At 63.1% G+C, this 19,121-nt stretch carries 16 protein-coding genes; 6 read left to right on the forward strand and 10 right to left on the reverse strand.

Going from position 1 to position 19,121, the window contains the following annotated elements; genetic code table 11:
• Window positions 1-991 precede the first annotated feature (991 nt).
• The 8 genes from Q0K09_RS07185 to Q0K09_RS07220 all read right to left on the reverse strand — a co-directional run bounded on the left by Q0K09_RS07185 (window position 992) and on the right by Q0K09_RS07220 (window position 11,251).
• Window positions 992-5,215 (reverse strand): S-layer homology domain-containing protein, encoded by a 4,224-nt coding sequence (locus tag Q0K09_RS07185; RefSeq protein ID WP_294474758.1) that lies wholly within the window; start codon window positions 5,213-5,215, stop codon window positions 992-994.
• A gap of 497 nt (window positions 5,216-5,712) precedes the next feature.
• Window positions 5,713-5,925 (reverse strand): helix-turn-helix transcriptional regulator, encoded by a 213-nt coding sequence (locus tag Q0K09_RS07190; protein ID WP_294474760.1) that lies wholly within the window; start codon window positions 5,923-5,925, stop codon window positions 5,713-5,715.
• Window positions 5,925-6,281: a hypothetical protein gene (locus Q0K09_RS07195; RefSeq protein WP_294474762.1), complete on the reverse strand. Its 357-nt coding sequence runs from the start codon at window positions 6,279-6,281 to the stop codon at window positions 5,925-5,927. Before Q0K09_RS07195 ends, Q0K09_RS07190 begins: the two co-directional genes overlap by 1 nt.
• Window positions 6,282-6,480: 199 nt before the next feature.
• Window positions 6,481-8,301, reverse strand: a complete 1,821-nt coding sequence (locus Q0K09_RS07200) for a DUF927 domain-containing protein (RefSeq protein WP_294474764.1) — start codon at window positions 8,299-8,301, stop codon at window positions 6,481-6,483.
• Between the two features lie 170 nt (window positions 8,302-8,471).
• Window positions 8,472-9,035, reverse strand: coding sequence for a CHC2 zinc finger domain-containing protein (locus tag Q0K09_RS07205; protein WP_294474766.1), 564 nt, complete (start codon window positions 9,033-9,035; stop codon window positions 8,472-8,474).
• On the reverse strand, window positions 9,032-10,462 hold the full coding sequence (locus Q0K09_RS07210) for an AAA family ATPase (RefSeq protein WP_294474769.1): 1,431 nt from the start codon (window positions 10,460-10,462) through the stop codon (window positions 9,032-9,034). Before Q0K09_RS07210 ends, Q0K09_RS07205 begins: the two co-directional genes overlap by 4 nt.
• A 58-nt stretch (window positions 10,463-10,520) precedes the next feature.
• Window positions 10,521-10,997, reverse strand: coding sequence for a 3D domain-containing protein (locus tag Q0K09_RS07215; RefSeq protein ID WP_294474771.1), 477 nt, complete (start codon window positions 10,995-10,997; stop codon window positions 10,521-10,523).
• A gap of 14 nt (window positions 10,998-11,011) precedes the next feature.
• Window positions 11,012-11,251, reverse strand: coding sequence for a helix-turn-helix transcriptional regulator (locus Q0K09_RS07220; RefSeq protein ID WP_294474773.1), 240 nt, complete (start codon window positions 11,249-11,251; stop codon window positions 11,012-11,014).
• 430 nt (window positions 11,252-11,681) lie between these two features.
• Between Q0K09_RS07220 and Q0K09_RS07225 the strand changes: the two genes are divergently transcribed.
• The 3 genes from Q0K09_RS07225 to Q0K09_RS07235 all read left to right on the forward strand — a co-directional run bounded on the left by Q0K09_RS07225 (window position 11,682) and on the right by Q0K09_RS07235 (window position 14,330).
• Window positions 11,682-11,999 carry a hypothetical protein gene (locus Q0K09_RS07225; protein WP_294474775.1) on the forward strand — a complete coding sequence of 106 codons (318 nt, stop codon included), beginning with the start codon at window positions 11,682-11,684 and terminating at the stop codon, window positions 11,997-11,999.
• A complete protein-coding gene (locus Q0K09_RS07230; RefSeq protein WP_294474777.1) occupies window positions 11,983-12,417 on the forward strand; it encodes a hypothetical protein in 435 nt (144 codons plus the stop codon). Before Q0K09_RS07225 ends, Q0K09_RS07230 begins: the two co-directional genes overlap by 17 nt.
• 209 nt (window positions 12,418-12,626) lie before the next feature.
• Window positions 12,627-14,330 carry a hypothetical protein gene (locus Q0K09_RS07235; protein ID WP_294474778.1) on the forward strand — a complete coding sequence of 568 codons (1,704 nt, stop codon included), beginning with the start codon at window positions 12,627-12,629 and terminating at the stop codon, window positions 14,328-14,330.
• 318 nt (window positions 14,331-14,648) lie between these two features.
• Here the strand turns inward: Q0K09_RS07235 and Q0K09_RS07240 are convergent, their stop codons facing one another.
• Window positions 14,649-15,509: a hypothetical protein gene (locus Q0K09_RS07240; protein ID WP_294474780.1), complete on the reverse strand. Its 861-nt coding sequence runs from the start codon at window positions 15,507-15,509 to the stop codon at window positions 14,649-14,651.
• A gap of 26 nt (window positions 15,510-15,535) precedes the next feature.
• Window positions 15,536-15,976 (reverse strand): hypothetical protein, encoded by a 441-nt coding sequence (locus tag Q0K09_RS07245; protein WP_294474782.1) that lies wholly within the window; start codon window positions 15,974-15,976, stop codon window positions 15,536-15,538.
• A gap of 226 nt (window positions 15,977-16,202) precedes the next feature.
• On the opposite strand from Q0K09_RS07245, the gene Q0K09_RS10810 reads away from it, so the two are divergent.
• The 3 genes from Q0K09_RS10810 to Q0K09_RS07255 all read left to right on the forward strand — a co-directional run.
• A complete protein-coding gene (locus Q0K09_RS10810) occupies window positions 16,203-16,469 on the forward strand; it encodes a helix-turn-helix transcriptional regulator (protein WP_365931758.1) in 267 nt (88 codons plus the stop codon).
• Window positions 16,470-16,864: 395 nt separating this feature from the next.
• Window positions 16,865-18,586: an S-layer homology domain-containing protein gene (locus tag Q0K09_RS07250; protein ID WP_294474784.1), complete on the forward strand. Its 1,722-nt coding sequence runs from the start codon at window positions 16,865-16,867 to the stop codon at window positions 18,584-18,586.
• 329 nt (window positions 18,587-18,915) lie between these two features.
• Window positions 18,916-19,121 (forward strand): hypothetical protein (locus Q0K09_RS07255; RefSeq protein ID WP_294474785.1); only part of this gene is annotated, 206 nt, incomplete at its 3' end.

Raw genomic sequence — 19,121 nt, forward strand, 5'->3', positions numbered from 1 at the left:
TCGCCCTTGACAATCCGGCGGTCTGCGCTTATACTAAAGATAGAAAGGGCGCTGCCGGTAAGACGGTTGGCCCCTGCGTGGGTTATGAAGTAACCGCTTGGCTGGGAACCGTGGCGGTTACTTCTTTTTTGTCAACTGGATCACCAGATTGACGATGCCAATGACTACAAGACAAAACTGAAACAGTTCTGAATATGTAAGCATAGGCACCACCCCCTCTTCCGTTGAACTGGAGGGGGCAAGAAGCTTCCCCTCCGGGCGCGGAGGGGCCAACCGCCTACCGTTACGGGCAGCGCTGAAAGATGGTTCTTTCCTGGGTACAGGATACCACAGGCCGCGAAAAAAGGCAACCAAAAACAAGAACGGCGTCGAAGCCGCCCCCAACGGAGCGGGGATACCGCTCACCCTGGTGGGGACCCGGACGGCGCAGGCAAATTCGCCCTTGACAATCCGGCGGTCTGCGATTATACTAAAGATAGAAAGGGCGCTGCCGGTAAGACGGTTGGCCCCCCCTACGATTGAAGTAACCGCGTGGTTGGAGCCTTGGCGGTTACTTCTTTTTTGTCAACTGGATCACCAGATTGACGATGCCAATGACTACAAGACAAAACTGAAACAGTTCTGAATATGTAAGCATAGGCACCACCCCCTCTTCCGTTGAACTGGAGGGGGCAAGAAGCTTCCCCTCCGGGCGCGGAGGGGCCAACCGCCTACCGTTACGGGCAGCGCTGAAAGATGGTTCTTTCCTGGGTACAGGATACCACAGGCCGCGAAAAAAGGCAACCAAAAGAGAAGGGCTTCGAAGCCCGTCTCGTGAACAGAACGTCGGAAACCCCCCTCAGTCTGCGGCCTGCGCTGCGGACTGAGGGGGGTTTCCCGTTCTGGGGTCCTGCGTCCCGCCAAAACATAAGAAGAGGGCGCCCCGGGATTCCGGGGCGCCCCCTTTCGGTCTGCGCGAAGGGTTTATGCGAAGGGTTTTGCTTGGGTTTGCTTAGCCGATGCCGTACACAGCCATGGAGGCGGTGTTCTGGGTGGCAGTGTTGGTGTCGCGGCTGGAGTAGGTGCCGTAGGTCAGCTCACCGGTGAAGCCGGGCTCATAGTGGATCTTGGCCGCATCAACAATGCTGTCAACATTCACATAGGCGCTGCCGCCCAGGGTCAGGAGGCCATCCACATACAGCTCGACCGCTTCGATGTCGCCGTCCACCACAGTGAGGTTGCCGGTGACGTCGATTCTGCTGTCAGCGGTGATCTCACTGTCGTTGCCGTAGACGTCGATGTTCTTGGCGTCCACGTTGCCGGCGGTCACGGTGCCGGAGGCGCTCCAGGTGTAGCCATTCTCGACCTCCGCGTCAGCGCTCTTGCCCACATACAGGGTGCCGGTGACATCCAGGGTGCGGTCCACATCCAGGGAGCCGGCCTCCACAGTGACGGTGGCGGCGTTCCGCACGTCAGTGGCGGAGACTCTGCTGCTGGCGCCATAGACGTAGATGTTGGTGTTGTTCACGGTACCGATGGTCGCGGTGCCCGCGTCAGCCCAGGTGTTGCTGCTGCTCTCGGCAGTGGCATCCCGGCCAACATACAGGTTGGCGGCGGTCAGGGTTCCGGTCACGGTCAGAGTGGCGTTCTCCACGATGACGTTACCGGTAGCGCTCACGTTCAGCGCGGTCACGCTGCCGCCGGACACGTTGACGTTGGGGACAGTGATGGTGCCGTTGGTGGTCAGGCTGGCCTTGTTGTCGCCGGTGTAGCCGTTCTGCTGCACCACCACGGTGCTGCCGGTGTTAGCCGCATTGAGGGTGGTGGCGCTGATCGAACCGGCCACCACGCGGCCAGCGTTGTCGGCGTCACCCACGTTCAGGGTGGTGGCAGTCAGCGTCTCATGCACGGTCAGAGTGTCGGTGCTCAGGACGTTGACGATGCCGGCGCTCATGGCGCCGCCCACGTTCAGGGTGCCCTCAACAGTGACGCTGTTGGCCGCGCCGATCAGGTCGCCCTCAACCCGCACCAGCGCGCCGCTGTCCACGGTCCAGGCGCCGGTCACGGTGATGTCGCCGCCGTGGTCAATCTCAGCGGTGCCCTCGAAGAGGCCGGTGGTGGTCCAGCTCTTGCCGGTGGTGCTGCCCACCAGGACGTAGCCGGTGCCGGCGACAGCGCCGGTCAGGTTGTCCTCCACCTTGAGGTTGCCGTTGTTCACCACGTTCTGAGCGCCGGTGAGGCTGCCCACCACATGGAGGGTCTTGCCGGCGGGGATGGTGAGCCGGCTGGCAACGTGGTAATCGCCGTAGATCACAACGTAGCTGTTCTCGGCCAGGGCCACCATGACAGCAGACTCAGAGGCGCCGCTGTTCAGGTTGGCCACGCCGGTCTCGGGGATGGTCCAGTTGCCGTCCACGACGACGCCGGTGTCCTCGCCGCCCACGTCAACGGGCTGGTCCTTCTCCATGATGCCCAGCATCAGGACGTTCCAGTTGTTGGTGTTGTCCACGATCACCTGCACCCGGTCGCCGATGGTGACGTTGCCGTTGAAGCGGGCGTAGGCAGTGCCGGCGGTGTTGTCCACGATCACGGAGTTCTCAGTGATGAAGGCCTCGAAGTCGCCCGCCACCACAAAGCTCTTGTTGCGGGTATCCACGTGGGAGACCACGCCATTGTAGAAGTACTCCTGGTCGTCGTTGTTGGGGGTGGTCAGCTCGTAGTAGCCGTCGCTGTTGACGCTGTAGAGGTACAGGCCGTCCTCAATGAGGGGGTTGTGCTCCACGCTGACGCCGTCCACCTCGCTGACGTTGACGGAGGTCAGGTCAACGGAGTTGTTCAGGAAGGCGTCCACAGTGACGTAGTCGCTGCTGACGTAGTTGCTGGCGGTGACGAACAGGTGCAGGCCGGCGCTCTGAGCGCGCTCCACGTCGTAGAAGGCCACAGCGCCCACGTCGGAGTTGTCGCGGTTGTACCGCAGGGCCACCCGGACATCCGCGCGGTCGTTGTCACCGCTGTTCACGTCCACAGTGGGGGCGTTGTTGCGGCCGTTGAACACGTCCACATCGGTGATCTCGCCGCTGGTGTTCCGCTCCACATAGAAGAAAGCGGTGGCGTTGTTGGCGTAGTAGCGGTTGGAGTTCGGGGGGTTCACGCCGTTGGGCGTCAGATAGTTGACGTCCGCAGAGCCGCTCATGGAGATCTGGGTCAGGCCGTTGACGAAGTTGGGGCCCTCGCCGCTCACGGTGCCGCCCAGAGGCAGGGTCAGCTTGATGTCGCCGGAAGAGGTGATGACGTAGCTGAACATCGCGCCTTCCATGTCGGACTCTCTGATGCTCCACTCGCCGTTCTCGTAGGTGGAGTTCGTGTAAGCCTCGTCAGCCACCACGTCGATGTTGCTGGCGCTGTCCAGGTCATAGGTGGCGGTGGTGCCGTCCTCCAGGGTGACCTTCACGCGGTCGGGATCGACGCGGTTGCGGGAGTGATCCTCGGCGGCCCAGACCAGGGCGTACTTGTAGGCGGTGCCGTCCACCTCGCCGTAGGAGATGATGTAGCCGTTCTCATCCAGGTAGAAGGTGGCCTCGCTGTCCAGGATGCTGCGGTCGAAGGGACGCACAGCGGCAGTCAGCTCGCCGCCCTCAAAGGCGCCAACCCGGGAGACGGTGTAGTTCTCGCCGTCCACGGTGATGTTGGTGTTGCGGTAGGTCTCGCTGGTGTCGGTAGCCTCGGTCTGCTTGTAGGCCTCGATGGTGCCAGTCATGGTCTCGGCCACCTGGACATGCAGCCGGCCGCCGATGAAGGCGGTGAGGACAAAGTCGTCCACAGCCACGTTGTCAAAGCCCATGGCGTCGTCCATGTCGGAGACCTGGTAGTTGCCGGTGTCCACAGGAGTGCCGAAGCCGTTGATGTTGACCACCAGACGGCCGTCGCCGGTCTCATCCTTCAGGGTGACCTTGCCCAGGCGCATCTCCTTGAGGAGCACATACTCGATCTCGGTGTCGTTGTCCACGTCCACCAGGGTCTTCTGCACGCCCACGTAGCCATTCTTCATGTCGTTGTTCTGAATGCTGCCGTAGTTGTAGAAGTAACGCACATCCTCGGCCAGCTCCAGGTTGTTGTCGTGGGCCACGTCCTCGGCGTTGCCGCCGGAGGCGTCGGTGACGATCACGTTCTGGTCGCTGATGACCACGCTGCCGATGACGGTGGCGCGGCTGCCGTCGGAGGAACCGCCGGTGGTGGTGATGTTGTTGCCGGAGTTGCCGGTGCTGGCGCTGTAGGGACGCACGAAGACGTAGACGCCCTTGCCCAGCTCCTCCTCACCAGTGGTCACGTTGAAGGTGACGTTGGTGTTGGCGAACACGCGCTGCTCGGTGGCGGGGTCATAGTTGGAGACCTTGATGGTGGTGCGGTTGGTGTTCAGGTGGGCGCCGATGTTGACCTGAGCGGGGGCCATATCGGTGTCCTCGCGGTAAGTAGCCTCCAGGTTGGCGAACTCATTGGCCACGACCACGCCCTCAACGCGGATGGCTTTGAAGTACTCCCACAGCATGGTGCCGCGGTCCCAGTCGTTGATCTGGGGACGGGTGGTGATGGCGTTGTTGGCGTCGCCGGTGATGACGTAGTCGTAGGTGACCACCCGGGCGCTCAGAGCGTTGTAGAGCATCTGGGCGGCGTTGTCACGGGTCAGCACGGCGCTGGTGTTGGTGTAGGACAGATTGTTGTACAGGCCCACGCTGTTGGCCCGCACGTCGGTGTTAATCTGCCAGTTGCCGCCGGTGTAGCCCTCGACCGCGGCGTTGTAGCCCAGGGCCACCAGGACCATCTTGGCGGCCTCGGACACGGTCACATTGCCGTTGGGGTCGAAGGAGCCGTCGCCCTTGCCGGCCACGATGCCGCGGGTGGTGCAGTACTCGATGTACGCCTTGGCCCAGTGGCTGCCGGTGTCGGTGTAGCTGTCAGTCACCGTCTCACCCAGCACAGGGTTGTTGCCACCGTTCAGCACCCGGCAGATGATGGTGCTCATCTCGCCGCGGGTGATGCTTCCGGTGGGGTTGTAGGAGCCGTCGTCCTGGCCGGTGATGACGTTCAGGGTCGCCAGAACAGCGACGGCCTCTTTGTTGACGATTTCGGTGCTGTCGCTGAAATCGTCAACGCTCACAGCGCCGGCGCCCACGACCATCATGGACAGGACCATGACGAACGCCAGAGCCAGGCTGAGAGCCCGTTTGAGGTTTCTCATCGGAATTCCTCCTTTTTAGATTTGAGATTCTGGGGCGCTTTCCGGGCCCCGCCCGCCCTCGGGCGCACGGAAACCGGGCGGCTCCCCGCCTCTCTGGCGACATGATACCGCAACTTCCCCCTCGGGTCAAGGGGGGACGGGGATTTGTAACAGAACGGTAATCTGGCGGGCAGAAGCTGGTACGGCTGGGAGGGGGGGACCCGCCCCGGCGCGGTTTTTGCGGCAAAAGGCAGTGGAGCGGACGGCCCGCCGCAGCGCACCGTCAAATGCAATATAATATTGTTAGGGCTTGTTTGAAACATGGCGATGTGTCCAGCAGCGAGGGATTTTGGGCCGCTGGCAAGCAATTTTGACCCAGGAATCCTGGCGGATTGCAAGGAAAAATTGCGCCGTCCAGGGGGCAAAAGACCCGCCAGTTGGGCATGCTGCCATGTTTCAAACAAGCCCTGGGAACCCAGCCCCCCGCAGGGGCTTCTCTGCCTGCGTCCCAAGCTTTTTCAGCGGGACGCGGACCGCCCCGTTAAGTAGTCCAGGCTGACCTCGTAGTAGTCCGCCAGGGCGATGAGGGCGTCCATGCTGGGGGACCGCTCCCCGCGCTCATACCGCCCCACCGCCCCCCGCTCCAGCCCGCACAGCTCCGACACCGCCGCCATGCTCCGCACTGGGCGGCGCTCCTCCCGCAGCCTCCGCAGCCGCGCCGGAAATTCCATCATGCTTCCTCCTCTCCCTCCCGGGGAACCGGCGCCCCGTACACCGCCCGGTACAGCCCGTCCGCGTGCTCCAGGGTCCGCTCCCGGGCGTACCGGTTCGCCGCCCCCTCCGCCTCCCGCCAGAGCCGCACCGCGTGGTCCATGCACCGCTCCCCGAACCGCTGGGCCCGCAGGGCGTCGTCCCGGGCCTTCTGGAGCAGCTTCTTCTCGGCGCGTCCGGCCTCCCGGGTCACATAGCCCCCCCGGTACCTGGCGTACAGAAAGGCCAGCCCCTGATAATAGCTCTGGTCAATCTGACTCAGCCCCTCCGGCATGGGCTCGCCGTTCATGGCGGCCCGTTCCAGCTCAGATACCACTTGAATCCCTCCCGTAACTCCCCTTACAGCCCGCAGCGCATTGCGCCCCAAGGGGTTCCCTCTGTTCCTGTAACCCTGTGGCCTCCCCCCCGTTTCCCTGCGGCGGGAGGTTTTTTCTTTCCGCAAAGACAAACGCCTGCGGACAGCTGCCTGTCCCCCTCCTGAAAAAATGTGCGGGGGCGTTACAGAGCTACAGGTTTCACAGGGGCGGCAGGCCGTCCTCCGGCTCCGTGTTGTTTTTGGGCAGCTTCAGCCAGACGCAGTTGGGGGACTGCCCGCCCATCCACTTGGTCTTGGTGTACCCCCTGGCCCCCGCCTGGATGAGCCCCCGGGTCCGCAGGTGGGACAGCAGGGCCTTGGGGTTGATGGCGTTCTCCTGGCAGACCCGGTTGAACACGGACCGGATGATATAGGCGGTGTTTCCCTCCACCAGGCCGTAGCACTCCCCCAGCTCCGCCCGGCCCCGGAGCTTGCCGGCGTTCACCGCCACCCAGTCGCAGAGGAGGGCGTAGCCCCGGCCGGCCAGGCTGACGGCCTCCCGGCTCTTCAGGAATTCCCCCAGCTCCTCCGCCGTGAGGGCCCGTCCGTCCCGGAAGATCCACTCGGTAGCCAGGGCGTCCGCCGTCAGGAGCACCGCCGCCGCCATGGCCTGCTTGTCGGTGGTGTCGGACTGGGTGCAGGCGGCGAAGAAGCCGTCGTACAGGGCCATGGCCCGCTCCTTCTGCCCCTCCTCCAGCAGGCGGGAGACAAAGGCCCGCCCGGCCCAGCCGTAATGGGCCCGCAGGACGTTGGCCGTCCGGCGGCCGTCCCGGATCACCCGGCGGTCCGCCCGGCACTCGATCTCAATCACCCGATTCAGAGCCCCCGCGCCGTCGGTCTCCCCCACCAGGGGGGACTCCCCGGAGGTGATGAAGCAGTTGGCCCAGGTGGGGGTGTAGTTGAGCCCCAGGGCCTTGTTGGAGCGCAGCTTTCCCGCCCCGGAGGCCAGCTCGTACACGTTGAACGCCACGTTTCCGTGCCGGTCCTTGGCCAGCTGGAGGTCGTCCAGGAACAGCGGCAGGGAGTGCAAAAACCCGGCCATCATCTCAAAGCCCACCGGCGTGCCCCGAAAGGTGGGGAAGAAGGCCTGTCCCACGGCGGGATTGGCCCACACAGACGCCCCCAGCATCTGGGCCACGGTCTTGCCGGTGCCGGCGTCCATGCCCCACAGGTGGACGAAAAAGGGCAGGCAGCCCAAAGGCTCCACCAGCACCGAGGCGAAGGAGGCCGCCAGCACCACCCGGGCCGTGAGGCTGTAGCCTCTGGCCTCCCGGGCCTCGGCCAGCCAGGCGTCATAGCTTCCCACCTGGGCAATGGCCCGGTAAAGGCCGGAAAAGCTCTCCGCACTGTCGAAGGCGATCCCCTGGGCGTAGGGGGAAAAGCCCTCCCCGTTCCACCCCATGCGGGAGACGCTCCTGACCTCCGGGATCACGTCCTGGTTCAGGTCCAGCATGTCCCGCAGGTAGTCCACCAGGGCGTTGGCCCGCTCGCCGCTGGTGACCGAGACCCCCACGGCGGAGAGCCGGTCCACAATCTTGTGGGCGGAGGCGATGTCCCGGGCGTCCACCAAAAGCTCCTCCCAGCCGCTCCCCGGCCCCCGCCGGAAGGCCAGGCGGACCTTCAGCAGCCCCGTATCCACCCCCCGCAGCCGCGCCACCGGCAGAATGGGGTGAGAGCAGGCGTAAATCATGCCCCCGTGGGCGCCCCTCCGCCGGACGCCGGACCCGTCCGCCGTCCAGGCCCCCGTGCGCAGGGCCAGGGGCTGGTCCGGGAACCGGGAACGCCCCTCCGGCGGGGCCTCCTCCGCCCGGCGCTTTTTCCGGTAGAGCCGGAACAGGCTCTGGAAGCCCTTGAACTTCAAGTCCTCCGCCAGGGCGGCCGCCCGGCGCTCCTCCATGCGCTGCTCGTAGGGGTCTTCAATGCCGGCCAGATAGGCGAACACCCTCCCCGTGTCGAAGTCCTCATAGGTAAATTCTGTCATGTTACTCCCTCCCCGCGCCCAGGGCTTGTTTGAACATTGGCGATGTGCCCAGCGGCGAGGGATTTTGGCCGCCGGCAAGCAATTTTTTCGCAGGAATCCTGGCGGATTGCAAGGAAAAATTGCGCCGTCCAGGGGTCAAAAGAACCGCCGGTTGGGCATGCCGGCATGTTTCAAACAAGCCCCAGCCGCCCGTCCAGCCAGTGCTCCAGATAGGGCAGGCGGTTCACCGCCTCGGTGTAGATGGGGGGAACCCGCTCCAGGTCCCCCTCGGTCCGGGGCTCAAACTGCTGCTTCACCGCCCACCAGAACCGGTGCTCCCCGGCCATGCGCCGGACCTGGGCGGCCGCCCGGTCCCGGGCCTCCGCCTCCCTCCGCCGCGCCCGCCGCCAGGCGGTGATCTCCGCCCGGCTGGGCCTCCGCGCCGGGAGCTCCAGCCGGAAGTCCTCATTTAATTTCCGGCAGGCGTCCCGGAAGCCCAGCCCAAAGCGCGCCATCACGAAGTCGATGACGCTTCCGCCCCGCCCGCAGCCGAAGCAGTGCCAGCCCCGGTCCCCCTCATAGACCTTCAAGCTCCCGTGCCGGTCTCCCGCGTGGAAGGGGCAGCGGAGAAACCCGCTCCGGTCCGGCTGGAAGCCGTAGAAGAGGAATACCTCCCGGGCGGTGAGCCGCCCTTTGATTTCCGACGCCGGGTCCGCCCCGGTCCGCCCGGCGGGGGGACAGGACTTTTCCCTCACAGCTCCGTCACCTCCAGCTCGTTGGAATCCGAAACCCGGGTGGCGATGAGCTGGAGGCCCTTGGCCTTGCACCGCTCATACAGGGCCGCCCGGCTCTTCTCGTCCAGCCGCTCCGCGCCGTCCACCAGGATGATCCCCAGCTGCCCCGGCTTGCTGACGGTGAGGTCAACGCACAGCTCCAGCAGCTCCCCGTCGGACAGGTTGGAGATGGGCAGGCCGCGGATCAGGGGGACCCCGTCCTCCACCGTCAGCCCCTGGATGGGAATGGCGGCATGTTCCAGAATCTTCCCCGGCAGCTCCCGGGCCAGCTCGATCTTCCGGGTCAGCTCCTCCGACTCCGCAGTGAGCCGCTTCACCTCCCCCTGCATGTCCACCATGCGGCGGTACTCGTTGAGGCGCCCCCGCATCTCCTCGGCGGCGTCCAGCTCCCGGGCCAGGGCGCCGGCGTCCTCCGGCTCCAGACCGGCCTCCCGGGCCGCCAGGCTCAAATCGGCGTCCAGCTTGGCCCGCCTGGCCTCCAAACCGGCGTCCAGCACCGCCACCCGCTCCGCCCGCCGCTGCTCCAGGCCGGAGAGCTTCTCCCGGGCCGCCTGAATTTGGGCCTCCATCCGGGAGATGCCGGCGGTGAGCCGCTCCCGCTCCGCCGCCAGCTCCCGGTCCACCGCCGCCACCGCCGTGTCCCGCTCCCCCTGGAGGCCCCGCGCCTGGGCGTCCTGCCCGGCCAGGAGGTCCCGGGCCCGCTGAATGCGGCGGTTGCGCTCCCGCCGCCGCTCCAGCTCCCGGTACCGCTCCGCCACCGGGTAGCTGCTCCACTTGTCGTAGTCGTAGTCCGGCGGAATATCCTTGGCGATGTCGGCAATGAAGGCCTGCTTGTTTCGGATGTCCCGGTTCAAAGCCTGCCGGCTCTGGAAGTATGGACCGTTCTCAGCCTGGATGTCCGCCAGCACCTGGAGAATGTGCTGGCTGTAGTCGATTCCCTGGGGAATCTCGCCGAACTGCCGGCGAATCCACTCCATATCCCAGGGAAACTCCACCAGGTTCAAAATCGCCCGGTTCTTCTCCTGCCGGGAGAGCTGGGTGAACTTCACCGGGTCCAGCTGGAGGGGGGTGAAGATCCGGGAGAGAAACTCCGCCGGCCGGGTCTGAACCATGGAGCCGTCCCGGACCTTGACCGCGCTGCCCTTCTCCGGCCGGATCTTGCGGTCGATTCGGAGGCCGGTGTCCGTCTCGATGAGGATTTCCCCCTCCTCGGCCCCCTGGTGGATGATGTAGTCCCGGTCGGACTGGTTGGTCAGGGCAAAGCGGATGGCGTCCAGCACGGAGGTCTTCCCGGACCCCTTGGGCCCCGACAGCTCCACCGAACGGCCGTCCAGGGCCGCCTCCTGAATGCCGAACAGATTTTTGATGATGATTTTCGTGGTGCGCATTTGACAAACCTCCCCGCCCCGGCTGGGGCCGTTCTCCTGTTTTTTCTGGGCGAAATGCTTATTTCCAGACTTCGACTTCCCGGACCCCAAACATCAGGGCCTCCTCATGGCCGTCCATGAACAGGTCCATCTTGTCCCCGGTGATGCTGCTGCCGGTGTCCTCCACCGTCCGCCAGCCGATGCCCGCCAGATAGACCTCCGTCCCCGCCGGGAGCACATCCCAGTCGGCGGCCAGGGTCCGGCCCTCCTCCGGCATGGTCCCGGAGGCCGTGGGCCCCCCGGACCACTGCCCGCAGCAGAGGGTACAGGGACAGTAGGCGTAGACGGTGAAGGTCCCCAGAAAAATCCCCTCCGGCAGGACCTGGTGCTCCCGGTCCGGCCCGGCCGCCTTGGGCGGCGTCTGGAAAAGGAGGTCCGGCCCGGCGGACAGGCGGACCGCCGCCAGCAGGCAGCAGAGGGCCAGGAGCCCCCCGGCCAGAGCCTTGCCCCCCGGGGGTCTGGGCCTTTGCCCGTGCGGAATGAGCCGCTTTCCCATGCTGTCTCCTCCTTTCATCCCCCGCGCGGATGCCCGCCGGGTTCCCGGGGGCTCGGGGGGCCGTCCCGGGCCGGCGAGAGCAGCGCGTCCACAGTGACGCCGAAATAGTCCGCCGCCGCCTTCAGCTTTTCCACCGTGGGGGAGGAAGCGGCCCACCCCCGGATGGTGGCGTTCCCAAACCCCAGCTCCCGCTCCAGCCTGGCGATGCTGATCCCCCGGCTCCGGCAGAGCCTGGCGATGTTTGTGTAAATCATTCCCATCCTTCCTCTCCTCTTTAGAAAAAACTCCTATCCCGCTTGACAAACTTTAGATTTTATTCTAAACTGTAAGGGCCAGCCGCCCCCTGTCTTTCCTAGGGCTTGTTTGAAAATTGGCGATGTGTCCAGCAGCGAGGGATTTTGGGCCGCTGGCAAGCAATTTTTTCGCAGGAATCCTGGCGGATTTCAAGGAAAAATTGCGCCGTCCAGGGGACAAAAGACCCGCCGGTTGGGCATGTTGACATTTTTCAAACAAGCCCTAGGCGTTTCAGGAGATTTTCCATGTGCACCCCATTATATAGGATTTTTCCTAAAATGTCAACCGTTTTTTTAGGGCGTTTTCTAAAATCGTGAGGAGTCTATGATGTTTAGCAGTGTGGAATGTGTCAGAGCGCTGTGCAGGCAGCGTGGGGTACCAATTTCTACGTTGGAATCGGACTGCGGCTTTGCCAACGGCTATTTGAACCCGAAGAAATTAAAAAAGCTCCCCTATGACCGGGCCGTGAAAATCGCGGGGTATCTGGATGTGCCGGTGGAATATCTGCTGACGGGGGAGGGGGCAAAAAAAGCGCCCCTCCCGGAGGAGGAGCACAGAGACGCGGTGGAAGAGATGAAGGCGGCCTTTTGGGGGGGCGAGCAGGATTTTTCCCAGGAGGACTGGGATGAGATGTGGGCGGACGTAGCGGATTTCGCCAAATTCAGGGCGGAGCAGCAGAGGAAGAGAAGGAATGGGAACACTACTTGACCTGTACGACTACGCGGAAGCGGAGGATATCGCGGTCTATTGGTATCCGCTGCGCAAGGGGCCTTCCCTGTCGCTTCCGGGGGGCGCCTTTGACTGCGGGGCGGTGGCGCTGGACCCGTGGAAGCTGGACTCCATCGCCATGGAGAAGGTCTGCCTGGGCCATGAGGTGGGGCACTGCAAGACGGGGGCGTTCTATAACAAGTACGCCGCCTGTGATGTGCGGAAGAAGCACGAAAACCGCGCGGACAAGTGGGCCATCGGGAAGCTGATCCCGGCGGAGGAGCTGGACGCGGCGGTCACAGCGGGGCACACGGAGCTCTGGGACCTGGCGGACTACTTCGGCGTCACGGAGGCGTTCATGAGAAAGGCCGTCTGCTGGTACAAATTTGGGAATTTGGCCCCGGAGCTGTATCTTTAGGGCTTGTTTGAAAAATATCAACATGCCCAGCCGGCGGGTCTTTTGACCCCTGGGCGGCGCAATTTTTCCTTGAAATCCGCCAGGATTCCTGCAAAAAAATTGCTTGCCAGCGGCCAAAAATCCCTCGCCGCTGGGCACATCGCCAATTTTCAAACAAGCCCTGACAGCCGGATGGCGCACGGGATGACAAAGAGAGGATGAGGGCACAGATGGAAACGGAGAGAAAAGAAAATGTACTGGCCGGCCTGATCGGAGCCTTCCTGGGCTCCCTGCTCGGGGCGGCCTGCATCGTGGGAATCGGCCAGCTGGGCTACGTGGCGGCCTTCAGCGGCCTGATCATGGCGGTATGCGCGGTCAAGGGCTATGAGCTGCTGGGGGGCGCTGTCAGCCGCAAGGGGGCTGTCATCGCCTGCGTCCTGATCGCCGTCATGACCTATTTCGGGAACCGCCTGGATTTTGCGGTCAGCGTGGCGCGCCTGGCGGATACGGACGTCTTTACCGCCTTTCGGGCCATGGGGGCGCTGCTGGACGAGGGGTACTTAAACCCGGCGGCCTATTGGGGCAATCTGGCGCTGCTGTATCTGTTCACCCTGGTGGGGGCCGTGCCCACGCTGATCGCCGCCTTTCGCCGTGCGTCGCCGGCCGCGCCGCCGCCGGAGTCCCGGAGGGGCCCGGAGGCCCCGTCTGAGCCGCCGGCGCAGCTCTATCCCTTTGCCGGGCTGTCCTGGACCAGGTCCATCCGGCTGAGCCTGGCCCTGCCGCTGCTGCTGCCGCTGGCTGTGGTGATCGCGCTGTGCTTGAGGTATGAGGGCAGCCCGTCCATCCCGGTGTCCCTGGCGGTGCTGGGCGCGGGTGTGGGGATGCTGGGCAGCGCGGTGTGGATGCTGGCGCTGCTGGCCCCGTTCCAGAGCGTCCAGTATGTGTTTGTCCGCACAAACAGGGAGCTCTGGCGGGTGGATTTGGCGCGGCTGAATGGAATCGAGCCCTACCGCTTCACCAGAAGGTCTGGTTCGTCCAGCATCCGCGGCCTCCGGTGGGAGATCCTCAACGAGGAGGAGCGGCAGCGGGCCGGCTCCGCCATGGAGCGGGCGATCCGCTCCATCCGGGCGGGGGAAGTCATGCCGGACAGCGTTCTGCGCCGGGTTGTGCGCTATATCCCCGATCCCCGCCTGGAAACAGAGACGAAATGGACGTGGAAAATCTCCTATGCCCTCCATCCCGAGGCGGGCGGCCGCCGGAAAACCATGACCATTGGAAAGGTCTACCCCGATTTTACCCCCACCCCGGACGCGGCCCCGCCGGAGGGCCCCGTGCCCGTGCGGTGGAACTGGCTTGTGATTCCCCTGGCCGTGACCCTCCTTTTGGCGGCCGTCGGCTGGGCCGCCGGCGCTGCCCTGACCGGCCAGCCGGCCGGGCGGCAGGACGGCGCGGACCTGACGGCGTTCCGCCCGGAGTCCTTTGTATTTTATGAGCGGGGCGGCGTCCGCTTCCGGGTGGACAGCTCCTTTCAAATGGATGAGGAGGCGGGGCGGCTGACGGACCCCGACACGGGAACGGAGTATTTCCTGGAGGTCCAGACGGGCGCGGATCAGACTTTGGCCCTGGACCGGCTCCTGGAGCCGGTTTCGCAATACCGCATGGACGACGCGTTCCAGGGCTTCTCCTTCGCGTATCCATCCGCTGAGGAGGATTTGGCTGCGCTGTCTGCGGAGGACGGCGCCCTCTACCGGCACAATCTGCTGACCGTCCGCTTTACCGACGGCCGGGTGATTCAAAATGCCGTCTCCCTGTCGGACGGCGGGCTCCTCATTCGGGTGATGGCCGTCCAGGGCGGCGCGGACAGTGAGGAAGCGGTCACCGGCATGATCCAGTATCTGCTGACCACCCTGAAGCCGGCGGAAACGGCGGGTTAGGGCTTGTTTGAAAATGGGCGCTGTGTCCAGCAGCGAGGGATTTTGGGCCGCTGGCAAGCAATTTTGACCCAGGAATCCTGGCGGATTGCAAGGAAAAATTGCGCCGTCCAGGGGGCAAAAGCCCCGCCGGTTGGGCATGCTGCCATGTTTCAAACAAGCCCTACCACAGCTCGACGCTGCCGGGGCGGGCGGAGCGGCCAAAGGCTGCGGAAGCCCAAAAGAAAGACACGCTTTCAGCGTGTCTTTCTTTTGGGGCAGGGACGGTGAAACGCGGCCGTTCTGTTGCAGCGAGACAGCCGTCCCCATCGTGTTCTGCCCTCAGCCCTGTTCAGAGGGGATGGGAGGCTTTATGATTTGTAAGGTGACGCTCTTTGCTTCGTCTTTTGTCCTGTGGACGCAGGCTGTGTGGCAGGGGTAGTCCAGGCGGGCCCGGCTGGAGACCAGAACCACACTGCTGGAGGCCTCCAGCTGGAGCTCGTTCCCGGAGACAGCGTCCCGGGAGACATGGAAGATCCATTCACTCTCTGTGACGAAGGTGTTGCGGGCAGACAGGGCGCAGTCCTCCAGATCCACTTGTCCATAGCTGAAGAAGCTGAAATGGCAGGCGGTGCGCTTGAAGTCATAGCACCACTCCGCCTTGGGGGCCGTGCCGTTGGACCGATTGCTCACCGTAACGTCCGAGACCGTATAGCTCCTGTTGTTCTTGATGCTCAGCCCGCCGGAGGTGGAAACGGTATGGCCGTTCGTGCTGGAATAGCTGTAGGAGCCGGACAGGTTCAGATCCAACCCCACGCTGACCGTAGTGGCGGAGGCCGTGGAGGTACGCTCTATATGGCAGTGACCTTGACTTTGAATGTTCTTGGGCAAGCAGCTTTCAACGATTTGTCCACCGTAGTACTCCTGGATCTTGCTCAGGGCGCCGCCCACACTCTTTTTGTATGTGGGGGCGCACAGGTTTTCGAAGGGGTACATTCCCTCCTGCTCCACCAGGTAGTAATCGGTATTGTCGTCCAGGTTGTGCACAGCATAGACTTTGTACGCTACGGTGTAGATGGCTGTGGGGTTGGACGGGCACTCGTCGCCGCTGTAGAAATCCTGTCCCGTCAGGGTCTGGCTAGGGCTTGTTTGAAAATTGGCGATGTGTCCAGCAGCGAGGGATTTTGGGCCGCTGGCAAGCAATTTTTTCGCAGGAATCCTGGCGGATTTCAAGGAAAAATTGCGCCGTCCAGGGGACAAAAGACCCGCAGGTTGGGCATGTTGACATTTTTCAAACAAGCCCTAAACTGGAAGGTCTTGCACTGGGCCTGGACCAGGAGCTCCAGGGAGCTGCTGTCGTTGGTGAAGGACTTCAGGGGCGTGTGCTCCGCCTGGTCCAGCCAGCCGGAGATGGAATCGGGCAATCCCTCTTCCCCCTCCTGCGCGGCGGGCTTCTCCAGAAGCGAGTAGAGCTGGTGCAGGTGTCCCCGGGTGTCCTGATAAATCACATAGGCAGGGATACGCTCTAAATCCTCGATCCAGTCGATTCCGGCCTTCACCGACAGGGCCTGGTGGAGCTGGGCAATATCCGCCCGGGCGGGCTGGTAGAGGATCGCGGCAAAGCCTGGACGCATTTTGGTGTCCGCGCTGACGGCCAGGGCGTCAGCCATATACTCCTCGTAAGAAAACAAAGGGGCATTTTTTATCTCTTCTATCCAGTTTGTTTTCATGGGAACCTCTCCCTACAGTTTCATGTAATTGCAGCGGTGTGCTGCGCGAAGAAACCGCTTTGCAGTTTCTTCTGCTGACATGATTGTCTCAGCAGACGCCTGCGAATGATGTCGAAAAAGGGGGATACTCCTCTGAAATTTGGGAAAAAGGGATCGCAGTTCCCTGATGCAAAGGGATACACAAGGGGTTTTGGCAGACAGGGCCGAGCTGACCCAGGCGCATTTGAGCCGCATTGAAACGGGCAGCACAAAGTTGAGCCTGTCGGCGCTCATTCGGATTGCCAATGCCCTTCCCGTATCGGTTGAGGCGCTGCTTTGTGATAAAGCAAAACCGCCGCGCAGCGGCGGCCCCAAACCGCAGCCCAGCGAAGCGGCTGCGGTTTGGAAGCGAAGAAATTCCCTGTCTGGCCAGGGCTTGTTTGAAACATGGTAACATACCCAACCGGCGGGGCTTTTGCCCCCTGGACGGCGCAATTTTTCCTTGCAATCCGCCAGGATTCCTGGGTCAAAATTGCTTGCCGGCGGCCCAAAATCCCTCGCTGCCGGACACATCGCCCATTTTCAAACAAGCCCCGGAGGCGGGTCGATATACGCTTTGATTTGCATCTGATCATAGGAGTGTGATAAACCATGAAGATCCACATTCGGCGCGTGGGGACCACTGTTTTTCTGGGACTGCTTTTAAGCGTTCTCCTTCCATGTGCCGCGGCAGCCGGCGTGGGACAGGTGAACCTACATATCGGGCAGTCTCCGGATTGCGTTTACCTGACCTACTCTGCGCCGGACGCGTCGCAGGGCGCGGTATCTGTCGCAGGCCCGGAGGGGACCTTGACCTATTCCGCGCAGGCGGCCTGGTCAAACACAGCGGAGAAATACCTCTATACGGCGGAGTTGGACGGGCTCTCCCCCGGAAGCGCCTATACCTATGAGATCGCCGGGGCCTATTCCGGCGGCTTTCAGACTCCGGCAGAATCCGGCGCGTTTACCTTCGCCTTTCTGACTGACCTTCAGATCGGGTTCACGTCCGACGCCCGATCCACAGGGGCGCTCTTTTCCCTGCTGAACCACCAGGACGGCCTGGCTTTTGCCTACATGGCGGGGGATTTCGTGGACTCCGCCCGCAATGAGCAGCAGTGGGAGCTTCTGTTTCAAAACGGCGGCGTCCACGCGGGGGCCGGACAGTCCTTCCTGGGCAATCACCTTCTGGCGGCGGCCCAGGGAAACCACGACAACGCAAGCTTCAGCGGACATATCACCGTTCCATCCGCCGGCGGGGAGGTGGGGCCGGCCGTCTATGCCTTTGATTACAGCAATGTGAAGTTCATTGTCCTGAATCTGGGACATTCGGAAACCTGGACGGCACAGGCGGATTTCCTGCGCCGGGAAGCGGCCCAGGCCCGGTCGGCCGGACAGTGGATTGTGGTGGGATTTCATCAGTCCATCTACACCGGTGCGTCCCATATTGTGGATTCCGGTATCATTTCCGCCCGGAAGTTCTGGTCGCCGCTGCTGGCGGAGCTGGGGGTGGATGTGGTCCTCCAGGGACATGACCATGTGTATACCAGGGGATTTGTAACAGGAACCGGAGCCAACGCAGGGCTCCCTGTGGTGCGGAACGCCTACCAGGCCGGCTCCGGCGCGCCGCTGTATCTGACAGGAGGGGAGTCCGGCGCGGTCAAGTGGTATGGGGCCAGAACATATACGGTCTCTCCCGGCGATCCATTGACCCCGTCCTACGCTTTTTTGGATATCAATTCCGCAGTTCCCGCTCAGAATCCGTGGGGCACCGATACCAGCGAAACCCATGAGCAGACCTACACCCTGATCTATGTGGAGGGGGATACCATGACCTTCTCCACCTACATGTTCCGGTATGACGGGCGGACAGACCAGATGGTAACCGCGCCATATCTCTATGACAGCCTGATTTTGCGCCGGGGTGAGGCGGCCCAGGCGGATACGGCGGCCATTACCATCCCGTCCGCAGACGCATCCCCCGCTGCCGGCTACACAGATGTCGCCTCCACCGCCTGGTATGCGGGCGCGGTCAACACCGTATCCAGCCGCGGCCTCTTGGATGGCCGCTCTGCGGCGCAATTTGCGCCGGAGGAGGACCTGACCCGCGGCGAGCTGGTAACGGCGCTTTACCGCCTGTCTGGAACGCCTGCGGTCAGTACCTTATCCCCGTTCCCGGATATCTCCTCTGATTCGGATGATTTTGACGCCGCCGCCTGGGCCTCTGACGCGGGGCTGATCTCCGGCTTCCCCGACGGGCGGTTTGCGGCGGAAGCGGGCGTTACCCGCGGCCAGCTGGCGGCGGTACTCTATCGCTATGTCTCCCATTTGGGTATGGATACCCCAACCGGCAGCGGAACCGGAACCTATGCCGACTGGCGGCAGGTGGAGGATTGGTGCAGGGCTCCGCTCAGCTGGGCGGTATATACAGGCTTGCTTCAGGGGAAATCCGGTAATCGCCTGGCGCCTGAGGCCGCAGTGACCCGGGCCGAGGGGGCCGTATTCCTTTCGAGGCTGTTGTACCTGACCGCATAACAAAACTTAGGGCTTGTTTGAAAATGGGCGATGTGTCCAGCAGCGAGGGATTTTGGCCGCCGGCAAGCAATTTTGACCCAGGAATCCTGGCGGATTGCAAGTTTTGACAATCGCAGCACTTCCACAATACGGACGGGCAACAATATCGTCCATAAAACCAGCGCCCGATTTTCGTGCGGAAGCTTCTTTTGTCCCGGCGCCCTTTTTCCCGCTCAAAAAGGGCGCGGCTTGAAACTGCGGCCGGCAGGCCCTCCACCCGGAGTTTGAATCCTGTCAGCTGCTCGGAATCCCTCCAAAACATCCATTCCCGGGAAAGAGGAATTTTGGGCATGGAAAAAGCCGAAACAGCTTGGAGCACGAAGCTTTCCGCCTTCGGCATCCAAATTGTTTCGGCTTTCTGGAAGGGACGGTTAAAATCGATATTTCTTAATCGAGAAAAATGCCGCCCGCAGGGCGGTCCACCAACTGCGAGCCCAGCGCAGCGGGTCGCAGTTGGAAAGGAGGAGCAAGGGAGCGGGCGGATGACGTCTTTTTT

Source organism: uncultured Intestinimonas sp. (genome assembly GCF_944387725.1).
Classification (GTDB): domain Bacteria; phylum Bacillota; class Clostridia; order Oscillospirales; family Oscillospiraceae; genus Intestinimonas.